The 16,579-nt window shown below is 48.8% G+C and carries 16 protein-coding genes; 12 read left to right on the forward strand and 4 right to left on the reverse strand.

Annotation, left to right across the window (positions count from 1 at the left end; all coding sequences use genetic code 11):
• Positions 1-439 precede the first annotated feature (439 nt).
• Genes C7R91_RS24200 through C7R91_RS24215 form a run of 4 tightly spaced genes read left to right on the forward strand, consistent with a single transcriptional unit; the run spans position 440 to position 4,363 of the window.
• Positions 440-868 carry a MarR family winged helix-turn-helix transcriptional regulator gene (locus C7R91_RS24200; protein ID WP_012685124.1) on the forward strand — a complete coding sequence of 143 codons (429 nt, stop codon included), beginning with the start codon at positions 440-442 and terminating at the stop codon, positions 866-868.
• Between the two features lie 9 nt (positions 869-877).
• Positions 878-1,537, forward strand: coding sequence for an HlyD family secretion protein (locus tag C7R91_RS24205; protein ID WP_047070629.1), 660 nt, complete (start codon positions 878-880; stop codon positions 1,535-1,537).
• Between the two features lie 6 nt (positions 1,538-1,543).
• Positions 1,544-2,773, forward strand: a complete 1,230-nt coding sequence (locus C7R91_RS24210) for an efflux RND transporter periplasmic adaptor subunit (RefSeq protein ID WP_047070630.1) — start codon at positions 1,544-1,546, stop codon at positions 2,771-2,773.
• Positions 2,774-2,788: 15 nt separating this feature from the next.
• Positions 2,789-4,363 carry a DHA2 family efflux MFS transporter permease subunit gene (locus C7R91_RS24215; protein ID WP_047070631.1) on the forward strand — a complete coding sequence of 525 codons (1,575 nt, stop codon included), beginning with the start codon at positions 2,789-2,791 and terminating at the stop codon, positions 4,361-4,363.
• A gap of 62 nt (positions 4,364-4,425) precedes the next feature.
• Here the strand turns inward: C7R91_RS24215 and C7R91_RS29490 are convergent, their stop codons facing one another.
• Positions 4,426-4,566 (reverse strand): hypothetical protein, encoded by a 141-nt coding sequence (locus tag C7R91_RS29490; protein WP_157966774.1) that lies wholly within the window; start codon positions 4,564-4,566, stop codon positions 4,426-4,428.
• Complete coding sequence (locus tag C7R91_RS24220; protein WP_047070632.1) at positions 4,529-5,473, reverse strand: DMT family transporter; 945 nt, start codon at positions 5,471-5,473, stop codon at positions 4,529-4,531. Before C7R91_RS24220 ends, C7R91_RS29490 begins: the two co-directional genes overlap by 38 nt.
• A 130-nt stretch (positions 5,474-5,603) precedes the next feature.
• Between C7R91_RS24220 and C7R91_RS24225 the strand changes: the two genes are divergently transcribed.
• Positions 5,604-6,344 (forward strand): N-acetylmuramoyl-L-alanine amidase family protein, encoded by a 741-nt coding sequence (locus C7R91_RS24225; RefSeq protein ID WP_047070633.1) that lies wholly within the window; start codon positions 5,604-5,606, stop codon positions 6,342-6,344.
• On the opposite strand, the gene C7R91_RS24230 is transcribed toward C7R91_RS24225, so the two are convergent.
• A complete protein-coding gene (locus C7R91_RS24230) occupies positions 6,315-7,097 on the reverse strand; it encodes a divergent polysaccharide deacetylase family protein (protein ID WP_047070634.1) in 783 nt (260 codons plus the stop codon). The genes C7R91_RS24225 and C7R91_RS24230 overlap by 30 nt on opposite strands.
• 140 nt (positions 7,098-7,237) lie before the next feature.
• Between C7R91_RS24230 and polA the strand changes: the two genes are divergently transcribed.
• The 5 genes from polA (at position 7,238) to C7R91_RS24255 (ending at position 13,174) form a co-directional block, all read left to right on the forward strand.
• Entirely contained in the window at positions 7,238-9,886 is a 2,649-nt protein-coding gene (polA, locus tag C7R91_RS24235; protein ID WP_047070635.1) for a DNA polymerase I, read from the forward strand.
• Positions 9,887-9,934: 48 nt separating this feature from the next.
• On the forward strand, positions 9,935-10,762 hold the full coding sequence (gene mutM, locus C7R91_RS24240) for a DNA-formamidopyrimidine glycosylase (RefSeq protein WP_047070636.1): 828 nt from the start codon (positions 9,935-9,937) through the stop codon (positions 10,760-10,762).
• 21 nt (positions 10,763-10,783) lie between these two features.
• Positions 10,784-11,392 carry a dephospho-CoA kinase gene (gene coaE, locus C7R91_RS24245; RefSeq protein WP_047070637.1) on the forward strand — a complete coding sequence of 203 codons (609 nt, stop codon included), beginning with the start codon at positions 10,784-10,786 and terminating at the stop codon, positions 11,390-11,392.
• Complete coding sequence (locus C7R91_RS24250) at positions 11,389-11,952, forward strand: lytic transglycosylase domain-containing protein (RefSeq protein ID WP_047070638.1); 564 nt, start codon at positions 11,389-11,391, stop codon at positions 11,950-11,952. Before coaE ends, C7R91_RS24250 begins: the two co-directional genes overlap by 4 nt.
• 175 nt (positions 11,953-12,127) lie before the next feature.
• Positions 12,128-13,174 (forward strand): glyceraldehyde-3-phosphate dehydrogenase, encoded by a 1,047-nt coding sequence (locus C7R91_RS24255; protein ID WP_047070639.1) that lies wholly within the window; start codon positions 12,128-12,130, stop codon positions 13,172-13,174.
• Positions 13,175-13,235: 61 nt separating this feature from the next.
• Here the strand turns inward: C7R91_RS24255 and C7R91_RS24260 are convergent, their stop codons facing one another.
• Positions 13,236-14,369: an HD-GYP domain-containing protein gene (locus C7R91_RS24260; RefSeq protein ID WP_047070640.1), complete on the reverse strand. Its 1,134-nt coding sequence runs from the start codon at positions 14,367-14,369 to the stop codon at positions 13,236-13,238.
• A 137-nt stretch (positions 14,370-14,506) separates the two neighbouring features.
• Here C7R91_RS24260 and nrdR point away from each other — a divergent pair, with 137 nt between their 5' ends.
• Both nrdR and C7R91_RS24270 read left to right on the forward strand, forming a co-directional pair.
• Positions 14,507-14,986, forward strand: a complete 480-nt coding sequence (gene nrdR / locus C7R91_RS24265; protein ID WP_017250777.1) for a transcriptional regulator NrdR — start codon at positions 14,507-14,509, stop codon at positions 14,984-14,986.
• A 152-nt stretch (positions 14,987-15,138) separates the two neighbouring features.
• On the forward strand, positions 15,139-16,578 hold the full coding sequence (locus tag C7R91_RS24270; RefSeq protein WP_047070641.1) for a replication initiation and membrane attachment family protein: 1,440 nt from the start codon (positions 15,139-15,141) through the stop codon (positions 16,576-16,578).
• Position 16,579: the final 1 nt, after the last annotated feature.

Consider the following 16,579-nt stretch of genomic DNA (forward strand, 5'->3'; position numbering starts at 1 on the left):
GAAATATTCTTCTCTGTCGTGACTGATTACATTATTCAATCTGTTAAGGCATTTAAAACCCGTTTAAAACGGAAAGCTCGTAGAGGAAACAGGAGAAAAAAGCGAAGATCTTAGGGACACCGACCGAGGCGCAATGAAAAAAAGAGAAACAAGCCCTTAGCGTCCACCTCTGAGATACCTCACTGAATGGACGACTTTGGACGCGGGTTTCGCTTTTTTTCATGGAGCCGGGCAGTCAATCCCACAGGGGGTGGCCCTAGAAGCTGAGCGTTTTCTCCTGTTTCCTCCCCACCACGACAGCCCGACCAACGCATGCTTTTAAAAGGTTGCCTAGTTAAAGTTTAACCTAAAGAAATAGTTGCCACGGAAAGAAAAACATCGTATAGTTTTCATGTGATAAATTTCGTACACGAAATATTACTTAAGAAAGGAGTGCGCTATGAATAAATCACTGCATATTCGGGACTTGTTAAAACGGTTGAACAAGACATTTGGAACAATGGCCACAAAAGAACTGTCCCAATATGGTGTGACTGTCCCGCAGCTAATGGTCATTCGAGAAATACATCCTGATCCCAAAACGATCGGTCAGATAAGCAAAGCCGTGGACTTATCGTACAGCACCGTTTCTGGCATCATTGATCGTTTGGAACGTGAACAACTCGTAGAACGTGTACGTGATGAGAATGACCGGCGTGTTGTCTGGATTCGTAAAACACCGAAGATTTCCGAGCTGTTCGCAAAGGTTGATTTTTTCTCAGAGAACTTTTACAAGCGTATTTTCCATGGATTTTCCGATGAGGATTTAGACATCATTATTCAGTCGATGGAAACATTGATTGCGAAACTAGAAGAACGAGAAAGTTGAGGAGAAACCATGAAGCGAAAACTGGTTTTGTATGTCATTTTGCTCCTGTTCGTGGCAGGTGGTGGAGGAATCGGTTACTACTATTGGTATCAAGGTGCACATTATGTGACCACACAAGATGCCCGGATTACGGGAGACATTTATCGCGTCATGCCGAAAATGACAGGCAAATTGACCGGACTCGCTGTCAAAGAAGGCGACACCGTTATAGCGGATCAAATCGTAGGGCAGCAAGATACAACCAACGTAGCAACAACGATGCTGGAAAACAGCGTGTTGCGTTCCCCCATTACAGGGACGGTAATTAAAACGCAGGCAAAAGAGGGAGAGATTGTTTCGACAGGGCAATCGGTAGCTCTCGTGATTGACGAAAGCAAATTGTACATCTCCGCCAATTTGGAAGAGACTGAAATCGAACGGTTGAAACTCGGCCAAAAAGTCGATTTTACGGTTGACGCTTACCCAGGTAAGAAATTGGGCGGTCATTTGATTGAGATCGGAAAGGCGACGAATTCTACATTTTCCTTGATGCCAGCGACCAACACGAGTGGGAACTTCACCAAGGTAACCCAGCGTATCCCGATCAAAATCGCCATAGATGACACAGCAGGCCTGGACCTCGTAGCCGGATTGAACGCCGAGATCAAAGTGCACGTGAAGGAGATGTAATCAAGCATGAAAAAAACAACACAATGGAAAACAATCGCTGCAGTCATGGCGGCCGTTTCGCTTATTGCGGCGGGCTGTAGTGAGACATCTTCTGCATCGCAAACGAGCGAGAATGTCCCTGTCGTGAAGACGTGGAAGGTGACCTCTGCCTCTACGGGTGTCATTGCCAGTGGTAAGGTGGCGGCATCTGAGGAGATCCAAGTCGTTTCTAAAGTATCTGGAAAAGCAGCGAGCGTGAATGTAAAAGAAGGCGCAGTCGTCAAGCAAGGAGATGTACTGGTCACACTGGAGGCGGCCGATTTTCAGCAGCAAATCAATCAGGCACAGGCAGCCATTGCAGGCGCTCAAGCAAAGCTGAGAGATACGAAAGCAGGTGCACGCAATGAGCAGCTGACACAGCTTGGAAGTATTGTCACTCAGGCAGAAGCCAGCCTGAAGGTGGTCGAGAGCAACTACAATCGGATGAAAGCTCTGTTTGATGCAGGCGCATTGTCCCAAGCTGAGCTGGAGAAATCTTCTCTGGAATTGGAAAAGGCGCGCACAGGTCTTGAACAGGCGCAAGCCCAATACGATCTGGCAAAAGCAGGCCCAACGGCCGACACGGTAGCGGCTCTGCAAGCAGAAGTAAGCCGTTTGGGCTCCAATCTGGAGCTGGCAAAAAGCAATTATGACAATACCATTATTCGTGCGCCAATCACAGGTATCGTCGCCAAGCGCTCGGTTGACCCGGGAGAAATGGCAGCAGCGGGGACACCTCTCATGGTGCTAGTGAATATGGCAGATGTTAAAGTAGAAGCAAGCGTACCGGAAAACCAAATCAACCAAGTTAAGGTTGGCTCTACTGTTGATGTGAAGGTAGGCAGTCTGGGTGGGAAGGTGCTGAAAGGTACCGTTGAGTTTGTTTCTCCGATTTCGGATACCAACAGCAGTTCGTTCCCAGTCAAAGTGAAGGTAAATAATCAGGACGGTTTGCTGCGCGCAGGTATGGTAGCAGAGGTCATGCTCCAAGGCCAGGCAACAGCAGGAACAAAATTACCGACGTCAGCCGTGCTGGAAAAGGACAGCAAGCATTACGTCTATACTGTAGACGACAACGTTGTACATCAGGTGGAAGTTGCCGTAGAGAATGCAAGCGGCGACTGGACAACTGTCACGAATGGCGTCAAAGACAATGATCAAATTGTGCTGAACCCGACAGACAAACTGTCCGAGGGCAGCAAGGTGATCGCAAACTAACGGGGGTGTTGACACATGGCGGAAGCGGTGGCACACCGAGAGGAGAAAAGCGGAAACGGCGGCATGTGGCTGTCTCTTGTCGCCATCCTCTCAGGAACCTTCGTTGCGATTCTGAACAATAGCTTGATTAACGTTGCCCTGCCTGCCATGGTCAATATTTTTGGTTCAACTACTGAGACCATGCAGTGGGTATTGACCGGATATATGCTGGCAAACGCCGTCATGATTCCTATGAGCGGCTCGTTGTCCGCAAAATTCGGGGCGAAAAAAATATTTGTACTCTCCTTATCCGCATTTACTTTTTCGTCCATCCTTTGCGCCTTGGCGTGGAGTGACTCTTCGCTGATTGCCTTCCGTGTCGTGCAAGGTGTCAGCGGGGGGATGATTATGCCAATCGGGATGTCGATGATTTACATGATCGTTCCGCGTGAAAAAATCGGAATGGCTTTGGGGATATTCGGGATTGCTTCCATGACAGCCCCTGCGTTGGGTCCGACATTGGGTGGGTATCTCATCGAATTTTTAAACTGGCAATTCCTTTTTCTGGTTGGTGTACCCTTTGGTATTTTTGCGGTGATCATGAGTATCGTTCTGCTCAAGGAAACGCCGAAAAAGCCAGAGCTGAAGTTCGACTTTTTGGGAGCATTTCTTGCCATCGTCGGTTTCGGTACGCTGCTGCTCGCCTTAAGTAAAGGGCAAGCAGAGGGCTGGACCTCCTTTTTCATCGTCAGTCTGTTTTTCATTGCGGTAATGAGCTTGATCCTGTTTGTTTGGGTCGAGCTGGGCAAAGAAAGTCCGTTGCTCGATTTGCGGCTTTTGAAGATTCCTACCTTCACCATCAGCATTTTCACTTCCGGCTTCGTCATGATGGGGATGATGGGCGGTATCTTCCTGATGCCGATTTTCCTCCAAAACATTCAGGGCTTAACGGCGATGGAGTCAGGAATCCTGCTGATGCCGCAATCAATTGCCATGGCGATCATGATGCCAATCAGCGGAAAGCTGATGGATAAATACGGGATCGGTCCGATTGGATTGATCGGCTTGACCATCATGAGCGTCACGACGTATGAGCTGCACAATCTATCTGCTGACAGCATGCACTCGTGGATTGATATGATCTTGACCATTCGCGGGATTGGAATCGGATTGTGCATGATGACGCTGTCTACTGTAGGGATGAACGCCGTTCCGCGTGCAAGTGTGGGGGATGCTTCTCCGCTGTCCAACGTATTGCGTCAGGTCATGAGCTCGTTTGCCATTGCGATTTTGACCGTGATCATGCAGGCGCGTCAAAATTTCCACATGGCTTCCATCTCTGAAAACTTGAATACGGATATGGCGATGCAGTTTATCAGTGGTATTTCAGGAATGTATGGGCAAGTAGGGGTAGATGCGGCGAGCGCGTCAGGGGGAGCCAGCGCGATTTTGTATGGAATGATGGCAAAAGAATCGTTGGTCCAAGGTATCGGGGATACTTTCCTCGTCTCCGTTATCCCTATTGTTCTCTCGATTCCACTTCTGTACTTCCTGCATAAAAAGCCGAAAAAAACGCAACAGGTGCCAGCAACCGAGAAGGCAACAGCCTAATAGCAAGGGGCAAATTCCGCAAGTCTTATTGAAGACTTCATTGGAATTGCCCCTTTTGTCTGTCAGGACATCATTTTAAATAACCAGTACAAAATCCGTCCTGCAATGTAGCCAAGCAGAATCGTCCAGCCAATCTTCGCCCAAATACTCAGTCCCTTGACGAATTCACGCAAGCTTTTTCGGTTCTCCGGTTGCTTGTTCAATGGAGGACACTCCTTTAGCAGGTTGGTTAAAACGAATGAACACATAAATGCCGGAGATAATGATCAAGCCGCCGATCCATTGCGGAGGCGTTACCACTTCACCCAAGATGAAGTAAGCGAGAATCGCAGTCCCGATCGGTTCTCCCAATATCCCCATGGATATCGTCGTCGTATTGAGCCACTTAATGATCCAATTAAAAATAGAATGTCCAAGCAAGGTCGGGAACAGGGCGAGACAGAAGAACCAGCCCCAATCGGCCGCAGGGTAACCGATGAGTGAATATCCGAGAGCCAGGTCATAGGCGACCAGAATCACGCTGGTGGCCGTATAGACGACGAGTGTATAGGCAAAGGAGGACATATGCTGGCGAACGTACTGCCCGACCAGCCAGTAGCCCGTCACGGTGACAGCTCCCATCAATGCGAGGAAATCACCCCACAGAGCCATGCCGCCTACTTGAAAATCTCCCCAGCCAATCACGAAGCTGCCTGCAATCGCCAGCAAGCCGCCGGATAGAGCCAGAAATCGAACTTTTTCTCCAAAAAAGAAATAACCTCCAATGAAGGCAAATAATGGCTGCAACGTAACGAGCACAGTCGAACTGGCTACAGATGTGTAGTTCAGCGATTCAAACCACAACAGAAAGTGGCTTGCTAAAAAGGCTCCGGATAAAAGACAGAGTAGCCACACTTTTTTGGACATTTTTCCAATCTCTGCAAGGGCACCACGATTCCAGAATAAAAAAGGAAGCGTTAAGAGAACGGAAAAAATCAGGCGATACGTAGCAATAATCGGAGCAGGCGCATCCGATAGCTTTACAAAGATCGCAGAAGAGGAAATGGCGATTACCCCGATTAAGAGAGCCAAATACGGGGGGAATAACGGTTTTTCTAAAGATTGATTCATCAGTACACCTTCTTATGCGGGTAAGGTCATGGTTCATTATTGTAATTGTACAGTTGGATTAAAAAATTCACAATGTTATGTGTACCTCGCAGCTTGAAAGGTTTCTTTTCAATCCGGTTATCCTACTGGCATGAGAAACTTACATGCTATTTTCCGTATCGCTTTCATGCTTATCCTCATCTGTATCCCGACACGGAGCGAGGCATTGCCGCTCACGCCCTTTCATATTTTGATTGATGTTGGACATGGAGGTGTAGATTCGGGAACATCTTTTGGGGATTTGTACGAAAAAGACATCAATCTGCAAATTGCCAAAAGACTGTATCAACAATTGACAGCAGCGGGATACACCGTGGCTTTGAATCGGAACAAGGATGTTGCCCTGAGTGATGACAATCGTTGGTTGGACAACCGATCGCGGCATATACGAGACTTGGCACAGCGCAAAAACTTGGCAAAAGAAATCGGCCCGCAGATGATGCTCAGCTTGCATGTAAACTGGTCACCCAGTCCTCGGCGCAGGGGAGCGATTATTTTGCATCAAAATACAGAAGAGAGCTACCTGTTGGCAGAGCTGCTGCAAAACTCGCTGAACAAGCTTACAGGAACAAACGAAAAGCCAGTCAGGGGCAAGACGTACTATATGCTCCGTCATAACTACTGTCCGTCTGTCATCGTAGAGATGGGGTTTATCAGCAACGCGCAGGACCGCGAAATGTTAACGAATCCCAAAGCACAAGAAAAAATCGCTCAGGCCATTACAGAGGCAGTGAGCGAATACGTAAAGCTGTCGGGAAGCAAGAAAACGGAGACGAGCGTTGAGGAGAGCTGGTGGCGAAAATTAATGAGCAGTTTGCTGGATAAGCTTTGAAATGGTTACAAATTCGGCCTCCTTCTGAATTCGCGGGATGTACTGGCGCAGAACGGAGGCTGTTTTCTTGCCAGGGGGTCCGACATGGCCAATCGCGATACATATGGGATGGTTTCCGATTCTTTGGCAGATTTTTTCCATTTGCTTGGTAATATGGGGGACCGTATAGATATCATCCAGAAAATATAGATTTTCTGCAAAAGGCACGCCCATTTCAGCTGCAACCTTTCCTGCAACGCTCTTGTCGGTCGTTTTGCTGTCCAAATAGATCAGCCCGCGTTCTTTGACCACTTTCATAATGATGCGCATGATCCGCTCATCAGCCGTTATTTTTGAGCCCATATGATTGTTCATGCCAATCGCGTGAGGCACATCGTCAATCGCTTTCTCGACGCGACTGCGAATTTCTTCGTCGGACAGATCAGCGGTAATGGCACCAGGACCAAGCCAGGAGCGTTTTCCTTTCATCGGCTCCATCGGCATATGCAAGATGACATCATGACCTTTTTGATAGGCGAGCTCGGCATCCTTCTTTGTACTTGGCAGAAACGGCATGACGGCGATAGTCAGAGGGACGGGCATCGATAAAATTTCCTCTGTCCCTTGCATGTTGTTTCCGAAATCATCGATGACAAATGCGATCGCCTTTTTTCCAGCGGGTTTGTGCTCCCCACTAGGGTTGGCCGTCGCTGGCAACGAGCCAAAGGATAGTAATAAGGCGAGCAAGAGAGGCAGCGATTTCCTCCAATTCATCGAAACACCTTCCTTGTCTATTTTTTCATAGTCTGTTCAATCACCTTGTGCTTTACCCGCCATATCTACGGCTTGGCTTTGATGTTTGCCCTATGTTACGATTAAAGATAGTAGTTTTGTAACGAGAGGGGTCGAATTCCTTGAGTCATTTTGTGTTGATTGATGGAAACAGTGTTGCGAACCGGGCGTTTTATGCGCTCCCTTTGTTGTCTACATCGGCAGGACTGCATACGAACGCAGTGCTGGGCTTTACGACTATGCTGTTAAAAGTGTTGGAGGAAATGAAGCCAACGCATATTATGGTTGCTTTTGACGCGGGAAAAGTCGTGTTTCGCCATAGCGAGTATGCAGAGTACAAAGGGGGACGCAGCAAAACTCCGCCGGAGCTGTCTGAACAGTTTCCACTGATTCGGGAGCTGTTGGATGCCTTCTCAATCAAACGCTTCGAGCTGGAAGGCTACGAGGCGGATGACATTATCGGTACGTTGACGAAGCAAGCAGATGAGCAAGCGTGGAAAACGACTGTCATTACCGGAGACAAAGATATGCTGCAACTCGTGTCCGAGCATGTATCTGTGGCTTTGACGCGCAAGGGAGTCAGCGAAATCGAGCTGTACACTCCGCAAGAAATTCACGAAAAGTACGGCCTTAAGCCGCTGCAAATAATTGATCTGAAAGGCTTGATGGGCGATTCGTCCGACAACATTCCAGGTGTACCTGGTGTCGGGGAAAAAACAGCGCTAAAGCTGCTGCACGAATACGGCTCTGTCGAGCAAGTACTGGAAAATATCGATAAAGTATCAGGCAAAAAGCTGCAAGAGAACCTGCGTGAGAATGTAGACAAGGCGAACATGAGTAAAGCCTTGGCAACCATTTTGCGTGAAGCGCCTGTGGAGCTGGATGTGCAAGAGACTGGCTTTGAAGGCTATGATGGCGTACCTGTCAGCGAGTTCTTTAAAAAGATGGAGTTCAAATCGCTCTTGTCCAAGATCAAAGTGGCACAGCCAGCAGATGGAAGCGGACAATCAGACGCCAAGCCGTTTTCGTTTGAGAGGATTTCAGAGGAAAACAAAGCGGCGTACGAGTCCAAGCTGACTTCGCCAATGGCTCTTTACATCGAAATGGACGGGGAAAACTATCATCATGCGCCTTTCCTCGGGATTGGACTGGCTGCGGAAGATACAGTGATGTTCGTTCCATGGGACGTAGCCAAGGAATGGAAGGTGCTCTGTGAGTGGCTGGCTGATCCGGCGAAGGAGAAGTGGGTATTTGACGGCAAGCGAGACACGGTTGGACTCGCTTGGCATGATTTGGCGATAAAAGGCATCAGCTTTGATGTGTACCTCGCTTCTTACCTGCTGAATGCGGCTGAGAGCAACCCGACCTTGGATAGCATTGCGTCACAATACGCACAGACACGGGTATTGTCAGATGAAGAGGTGTACGGCAAGGGTGCCAAGCGTCTTGTTCCTGAAATGGACGTGCTGAGCGAGCATGTGGCACATAAAGCGGCAGCAATCTGGCAGAGCGTGCCTGTATTGCGCGAGCAGCTGGCGGAAAACGAAATGGAAAAGCTGCTCGGTGAATTGGAAGCCCCGCTGAGTATGGTATTGGCTCTCATGGAAAAGCAAGGCGTGAAGGTAAACAGTGAGCGTCTCATGCAAATGGGGGAAGACTTGGATAAAAAGCTCGCGGGTCTGACAGATCAGATTTACGAGCTGGCGGGTGGGGCATTTAACATCAACTCGCCGAAGCAATTGGGTGAAATTTTGTTTGACCGCTTGTCTCTGCCTGTATTGAAAAAGACCAAAACAGGGCCTTCTACCAGTGCGGATGTATTGGAGAAGCTCGCCCCTTACCATCCGATCATCGATGCGATCCTGACCTTCCGTCAGCTCGGCAAGCTCCGCTCTACGTATATTGAGGGCTTGACCAAGGAAATCCATACGAAGACGAGCAAGGTGCATACGCTTTACAACCAAGCGACTACGGCGACAGGGCGCCTGTCCAGTACGGACCCGAATCTGCAAAATATCCCGATCCGTATGGAAGAAGGACGCAAGATTCGCGAGGCGTTTATCCCGTCAGAGGATGGCTGGTACATGCTGGCGGCCGACTATTCCCAGATTGAGCTGCGGATTTTGGCCCACATTTCACAAGACGAAAACTTGATTGACGCCTTCCAAAAGGGAATGGATATTCATACCCGCACCGCCATGGACGTATTTGGTGTGAGTGAGGAAGAAGTGACCTCGCTGATGCGCCGTCAGGCCAAGGCGGTCAACTTCGGGATCGTATACGGCATCAGCGATTACGGTCTGTCGCAAAACCTCAATATTACCCGTAAAGAAGCCGGGGACTTCATTGAGCGTTACTTTGATGTCTTCTCCGGTGTGAAGCGCTGGATGGACGAGATCGTCCAGCAGGCGAAGGCGGATGGCTATGTGACGACCTTGTTGAACCGCCGCCGCTACCTGCCTGATATTCGCAGCAGCAACTTTAACCTGCGTTCGTTTGCCGAGCGTACTGCGATGAACACGCCGATCCAGGGGACTGCTGCTGATGTGATCAAGCTGGCGATGATTCGCATGCAGGAGGCAATAGAGGAGAAAGGTCTCGCTAGCCGCATGCTTTTGCAGGTGCACGATGAGCTTGTATTTGAAGTGCCAGAAAATGAGCTGGAGGTCATGCGCAAGCTGGTACCGGAAGTGATGGAGAGTGCGCTGTCCCTGAACGTGCCGCTCAAGGTAGACGTTAGTGACGGACGCACCTGGTACGATGCGAAGTAGGCATGCCTGGAACATAAAGATGGATAGACAGCGAGAGGAGGAGGGCATATGCCAGAATTGCCGGAGGTAGAAACCGTCGTACGGACTCTGCGTGGCTTGGTTATGGGAAAAACGATCGAAAGAGTCAGTGTTCATTTGGCGCGTATCGTGCGTCAGCCAGATGACGTGGAAGCTTTTAAATCTCTCTTGGTAGGACAAACCATCCAGGATATCCAACGGCGGGCAAAATTCATTCAGTTTTTCTTGAACGAGGACGTACTCGTGTCCCATCTGCGCATGGAAGGGCGTTATGGTGTGTATCAGGCGGATGATCCCGTTGAGAAGCATACCCATGTCGTCTTCCATTTTACGGACGGAACAGAGCTGCGATATCGGGATGTTCGCCAGTTCGGGACGATGGATCTGTTCCCTAAGGGAAAGGAAACAACCGTCGGACCTTTGGCAAAACTGGGGGTAGAACCGCTAGATAAAAGTTTTACTCCTGAGGTTTTGGGGAAATTGTTAAAAGGACGGTCAACAAAAATTAAGCCGCTTCTCCTAAACCAGGAATGTATTGTAGGGTTGGGGAATATTTATGTGGACGAGTCACTCTTTAAAGCAGGCATTCATCCGGAGAAACCAGCAGGAAAGCTGACCGATAAAGAAGTTAACCGACTGCACGAAAGCATCGTCTCCACTTTGCAAGAAGCGGTAGAACAAGGTGGCAGCTCCATCAAGTCGTATGTGAACGGACAGGGCGAGATGGGAATGTTCCAGCAATCTCTATTAGTTTATGGACGAAAAGATGAGGCGTGTACGAAATGCGGGACCGAAATCATTCGGTTTGTAGTCGGTGGCAGAGGGACGCATATTTGCCCCGATTGTCAAAAGCTATAACAGTTCGACCAAGGGAGGAGGATGGGCATGATACTAGGGTTAACAGGCGGAATTGCCACTGGGAAAAGCACGGTGACAGGTATGCTTCGAGAGCGTGGAATTCCTGTCATTGACGCTGACCAAATCGCCAGAGAGGTCGTAGAACCAGGTAAATTGGCCTATGAAGCGATCGTGCGCCATTTTGGAAGAGAAATCCTATTGGAAGATGGTCAAATTGATCGAAAAAAACTAGGTGAGATCGTGTTTTCGGACGAGTCCGAGCGTCAAAAGCTGAACGCCATCGTCCATCCCGAGGTACGCCGCGTCATGCGGGAAGAGGCCGAATTAGCGGAAGCGAATGGAGCCGAGATCGTCTTTATGGATATTCCTCTGCTGTATGAGAGCAAGCTTACACATATGGTAGAAAAAATCGTGGTCGTCTATGCCCCCTACGAGATGCAATTGGCGAGAATGCTGGAGCGCGATGAATTGGAAGAAGAACAGGCACGAAAAAGACTGCGGGCGCAGTTTCCCATTGATCAGAAGAAGCAGGGCGCAGATTTTTTGATCGATAATTCTGGTTCACGTGAAGAAACCGAGCGTCAAGTGGAGGCGGTATTAGCCGCGATTCGATCGGAGCGTCAATCATGAGTTTTGGCAAACGTGCAGCATTAATCGTGCTCGTTTTGGCGAGTGTATTTTTGCTGCTAAACACGCCATTGGTGTGGAAATGGATGTACCCGATCAAATATGAACAGCAGATTGTGACGGCTGCACTGAAATATGAGGTGGACCCTCAATTGGTATTGGCCGTCATTCGTTCCGAGAGTGGGTTTGCGACAGATCGCGTTTCGAAAAAGGGTGCGATCGGGCTCATGCAAATCATGCCAGAAACAGCGCAATGGATCGTCAAGGAAGCAGGCTTCCTTCCAAAGGACAGTCAATACTTGTACGACCCTGTCATGAACATCGAGATTGGGACATGGTATCTCGATTTTTTGCTGTCCCGCTATGATGGCGATATCGTCAAAGTCATTGCCGCCTACAACGCCGGTCCGGGAAAAGTAAACGGATGGCTCGCGAGTGAGCAATGGAACGGAACTCGAGAGACGATTGAGGACATTCCATATGGAGAGACCCGTCAATATGTCCAGCGAGTGCTCTATTATCATGATCGGTACAAAAATATATACGACTTTCAATTACGTTAAAAATCATGAAAAGCCGCTTCTCTTACGGATTAGAGAGCGGCTTTTTTCTCTTTTTTTGGGTAGGGTAAATCGTCCAAATATTTATTTTTCAGTAAAACACATTGATAATTGTGTCATACTTATTATAATAAAAGTATCAGATAAGCGTAACTCAATTCGAAAGGGGTTTCTATATATGACAATTAAAATCGGTATTAATGGTTTCGGACGTATTGGCCGCATGGTATTCCGCCGCGCTATCCAGGACCCCAACATTGAAATCGTTGCAATCAACGCCAGCTATCCAGCGGAGACGCTTGCACATTTGTTGAAATATGACACAATCCACGGACGCCTGCAAAATAAAGTGGAAGTCCAAGACAACAAGATTATCGTAGATGGAAAAGCAACAGTTGTACTGTCTGACCGTGATCCGCTGAAGCTGCCTTGGGGTGACCTCGGAGTAGAGATCGTTGTAGAAGCTACAGGCAAGTTCAACAATCGCGAAGGCGCTGGCAAGCACCTGCAAAGCGGTGCGAAAAAAGTTGTGATTACAGCACCAGCGAAAGAAGAAGACGTGACGATCGTGATGGGTGTAAACGAAGGCACCTACGACCATGCCAATCACCACATTATCTCTAATGCTTCCTGCACAACCAACTGTCTCGCACCTGTGGCAAAAGTGCTCAACGATGCATTTGGTATCGAACAAGGTCTTATGACTACCATTCACTCGTTTACAAACGATCAGGTGAATCTCGACAATCCGCATAAAGACCTGCGTCGTGCACGTGCAGCTAGCGAGTCCATCATTCCAACGACGACAGGAGCTGCTCGTGCAGTAGGAATCGTTCTACCAGAATTGAATGGCAAGCTGAACGGTTTTTCCTTGCGCGTACCGACTCCAAACGTTTCTGTAGTAGACTTGGTGGTCAATACGAAGAAGCCAGTTACATTGGACGAAGTAAACCGCGTCCTGCGTGAAGCGAGCGAAGGCAGCATGAAAGGCTACCTCGAGTTCTGCGACGAGCCACTCGTTTCCAGCGATTTCAATGGCAACGATCACTCCTCGATCATCGACGGTCTGTCTACGATGGTAATGGGAGACAATCAGGTAAAAGTGATTGCATGGTACGATAACGAGTGGGGCTACTCCTGCCGTGTCGTAGACCTGGTCCGCCACGTATCTGAGCAGAACAATCAAGCTGCAACAAAAGAAGCTGCTGCTGTTGGTGTAAAATAAAAAGCATAAACAAAACCCCTTTGCCGAATTTGGAGCAAAGGGGTTTTTCGTTGCTTCGTGTTTACGATGAGGTAGGAGATTCTTCTAATGAGTTCACGTTAAACAGATCATCATCTTCAAAGCCCACAATAAACAGTCGGATGTTCGCCTTGAGATCGAGGTCATAAGGGCTAGGGACGTCGTTTCCTCGGCCGTCTTTTATCACACGCACAGTAGGACGATGCGAATAATCCGGATCAACCCGACTCACTACCCCGACTTCTCCGGTATTTAAAACGACGCTGCTTCCAATCGGGAAGATAGCAATGTGCTTGATAAAGGCATTTACTAGATGGTGCTCGAATAGCGTACCTCCAGAACCAAACAGGTATTCCACAGCATCCTGTGGCATGTACCGCTTGCGCCATGGACGCGGGGAAGTCAATGAGTCGTAAATATCACAGAGACCGACGATTTGCGCGAATTCGTGAATTTGCTTGCCGGATAATCCTTGTGGATAGCCACTTCCATTTAGCCGTTCATGGTGCTGCAAGCAGACGTGGGCTGACAAAAGCGAGATGTCATGCTGCTTTCGCAACAAATTAAAGCCAAGCATCGTATGTTGTTTGGCGATTTCCTTCTCTTCGTCCGTCCAACGCTCTGTTTTTTGCAACAGCTCTTCAGGCAGGCTCACTTTGCCGATATCGTGCAGCATCGCGCCTATCCCTAGGTTCATGAGCTGTGTGCGATTGTAGCCCAGAGACATGCCCACAGCAGTCGCCAGCACAGCCACATTCACGGAGTGATGGTATAACGATGGCGAATGAGAAGAGATCGTCGTCAAATGGCCAACCATTTGCTTGTTTTGCATCAGGTCGTCCAAAATTGAGCTAAAGGCACGCTGAAAATGAAGGCCCATTTCTTTTAAGGAAATTTTCCGGGCCAGCTTGTTTGAATTTGTAATTTGTTTGATCGTCTTCTCGATGGCTTCTACAGCTACTTGTCTGGTTTGTGGGCGAATCACTTCTTCCACAACGATGTCATTGGTACGGGGATCATCGATATACACCGAATCAACGCCAGCTCGCTCTAATCCGGAAATGAGTCGTTCCGTTAATTGCATACCGGTTCCAAGTAGCACCTTTCCATCTTCCGTGAAGACCGTACGTCCCAATTTCATTCCAGGCTGTAGGTGTTTTAAAGATACTAAACGCATGACTATCCCTCCAACAGTACCATAATTGTACTCCATTCGACTTATGCTTTAAATAGGTACAAGGATTGACTTGACTTCTGACAGGAATATGAGGGACACTGTAGACAAGTATTGTCAGTATTGGAGTTGATTCTGATATGCGTTGTCCATTTTGCGAATATAATGGGACTAGAGTCCTGGATTCACGTCCTTTCAATCATAATAAATCCATTCGTCGCCGCCGTGAGTGCGAAGCCTGCGAACGCCGTTTTACTACCTTTGAAATGGTAGAAGAAACACCTTTGTTAATTGTGAAAAAGGACGGAACACGCGAGGAATTCAATCGAGACAAGATATTGCGCGGGTTGGTGCGCGCTTGCGAAAAGCGTCCCGTACCGTTGGAAGTGCTTGAAAATGTCGTGAATGACATTGAAAAAGAATTGCGCAGCTGCGGGCAAGCAGAGATCCCGAGCAATGACGTTGGGGAGAAGGTCATGGAGCGTTTATACCATGTCGATGAGGTCGCCTATGTGCGCTTCGCTTCTGTTTACCGCCAATTCAAAGATATCAATGTATTTATGAAAGAGCTGGAGGAGCTTTTGGCTCAAGCGCGAAACAGCTCGTTTCCAAAAGAATAGACAAGCTTTTCTCTGCCAGACTCGCAACCTCTCCCTCGCTCTTGCGGCCAATCCGCCAGGGCTTCTTTGGCTTTCCAGCTGATTTTTCCGCGAATGAATAGGTAGTCGTGCTATAATAAAAGAATCGAATTTTGTCAGGAAGGAAAGATCTGATGCGTCGTTTAGTTTGGAACGAGTTGTTGCCGAAGGATCGTTATCTGGTGCGGATGGCAAGACCGATTGGCTTTGCCGAAATGGGCTTTGTTACGCAGCTATACTTGCCGATCATCGGTGTCGAATCGTACGCTCTCTACCAACTGCTCGCTCATGGTGTGCAGGAGGTGAGCGGAGCCTCCTCGGAGGGGACCCATCGCAGTTTGATGCTGACGACTTCACTTTCTCTGGATCGGCTATTGGATGCGCGTGAACGTCTGGAGGCAATCGGGCTAGTCGAGGTGCGCCGCAGGGAAAATCAGCAGCGTGACTATTATTACGAGTATTTGATCAAACCGCCGCTTAGTCCGGCTGAGTTTTTTGCAGACTATGTACTGTCGTTGATGTTGTTAAACAAAATCGAAAACGTTCGCTATTCGCAACTGCGCCAGCATTATGCAGATACGCTCGGCAGTCAGTTGGATCAAGAATACACCATTGTGGAAAACGTCACGAAGGACTTCCATGATGTGTTCCAGTCGTTGAAGCCATCGGAGCTGGAAGTGAAAAAAGGATCGGAGCGGGATCAGTTTTTAACCGAGATGGACACCAGCTTCCCGCAAGCGCCGATGAAATCTGGCTACGAGGCACAAGTCAACCATTCGCTGAGTGTATCGTCCTTGCGCCTGTACCTGCCGGATAATGCCGACTCGGTTAAAGTTTTGGAAGGCAAGAGCATGGAGCTGTTGTTCTCACTATGCCATTTCTATCAGCTGGACAGCTGGGGGATGGGGCAGGAGCTGCGTGATTGGACGTTGTACAAATCGGATCGGAGTTTGGACGGAGAAGTTCTGCGCAAGCGTTTGGTACAACGCTACACGGAAGACAAGCTATACCGAACGGCACCTGCAACCGACACGGCAGAGGAGGGCTTTGGACCTGGCCGCTTGCCAGAGCCTGGCAGCGAAGCCTTTATCCGTGCTTGTCGCCAGCTATCTCCGGTGACCCTGCTGGAAAAGGTCGTCGGTGGCAGAATCAGCAAGGTCTTTTTGGAGCGGGCTGAAACGCTTGTTTTTACAGATGGGATGCAGCCGGAAGTCGTCAATGCGCTGCTGCTCCATACGCTAGCCAGCATGCAAATGGAACTGCCAAAAGCGTATATGGAGACGATTCGTGACAGCTGGAAAGCGAAACGGATTGCAACAGTTGATGAGGCAGTCAAGCAGATCCTCGAACGTGCGGATCAACGGGCACAAACAGCCGAGAAGGCAAAAGCGGGCAAGAAGGAATCGACCCCTGTCAGACGGAACGGTAGAGCCATCTTGCAGGACAAGCTGCCGGCATCTGTCGAGTGGCAGCTGTCGCAGGAGAAAACCGCACCAGACGCTGAAAAGAAACAGTCCATTCAGGATTTTCCAGACTTGCAGAAAAGACTGGAAACCTTGCGAAAACGGAAATAAG

The sequence above is a fragment of the Brevibacillus formosus genome, from assembly GCF_003013405.1.
In the GTDB taxonomy this organism is placed as follows: domain Bacteria; phylum Bacillota; class Bacilli; order Brevibacillales; family Brevibacillaceae; genus Brevibacillus; species Brevibacillus formosus.

What these genes read in the sequence shown, in the direction of transcription:
- C7R91_RS24270 (WP_047070641.1), top strand. Translation starts at nt 15,139, where the DNA reads ATGCGTCGTTTAGTTTGGAACGAGTTGTTGCCGAAGGATCGTTATCTG.
- C7R91_RS24215 (WP_047070631.1), top strand. Translation starts at nt 2,789, where the DNA reads ATGGCGGAAGCGGTGGCACACCGAGAGGAGAAAAGCGGAAACGGCGGC.
- coaE (WP_047070637.1), top strand. Translation starts at nt 10,784, where the DNA reads ATGGGCATGATACTAGGGTTAACAGGCGGAATTGCCACTGGGAAAAGC.
- nrdR (WP_017250777.1), top strand. Translation starts at nt 14,507, where the DNA reads ATGCGTTGTCCATTTTGCGAATATAATGGGACTAGAGTCCTGGATTCA.
- C7R91_RS24230 (WP_047070634.1), bottom strand. Translation starts at nt 7,097, where the DNA reads ATGAATTGGAGGAAATCGCTGCCTCTCTTGCTCGCCTTATTACTATCC.
- C7R91_RS24225 (WP_047070633.1), top strand. Translation starts at nt 5,604, where the DNA reads ATGAGAAACTTACATGCTATTTTCCGTATCGCTTTCATGCTTATCCTC.
- C7R91_RS24205 (WP_047070629.1), top strand. Translation starts at nt 878, where the DNA reads ATGAAGCGAAAACTGGTTTTGTATGTCATTTTGCTCCTGTTCGTGGCA.
- C7R91_RS24220 (WP_047070632.1), bottom strand. Translation starts at nt 5,473, where the DNA reads ATGAATCAATCTTTAGAAAAACCGTTATTCCCCCCGTATTTGGCTCTC.
- C7R91_RS24200 (WP_012685124.1), top strand. Translation starts at nt 440, where the DNA reads ATGAATAAATCACTGCATATTCGGGACTTGTTAAAACGGTTGAACAAG.
- C7R91_RS24210 (WP_047070630.1), top strand. Translation starts at nt 1,544, where the DNA reads ATGAAAAAAACAACACAATGGAAAACAATCGCTGCAGTCATGGCGGCC.
- C7R91_RS24255 (WP_047070639.1), top strand. Translation starts at nt 12,128, where the DNA reads ATGACAATTAAAATCGGTATTAATGGTTTCGGACGTATTGGCCGCATG.
- C7R91_RS24260 (WP_047070640.1), bottom strand. Translation starts at nt 14,369, where the DNA reads ATGCGTTTAGTATCTTTAAAACACCTACAGCCTGGAATGAAATTGGGA.
- mutM (WP_047070636.1), top strand. Translation starts at nt 9,935, where the DNA reads ATGCCAGAATTGCCGGAGGTAGAAACCGTCGTACGGACTCTGCGTGGC.
- C7R91_RS24250 (WP_047070638.1), top strand. Translation starts at nt 11,389, where the DNA reads ATGAGTTTTGGCAAACGTGCAGCATTAATCGTGCTCGTTTTGGCGAGT.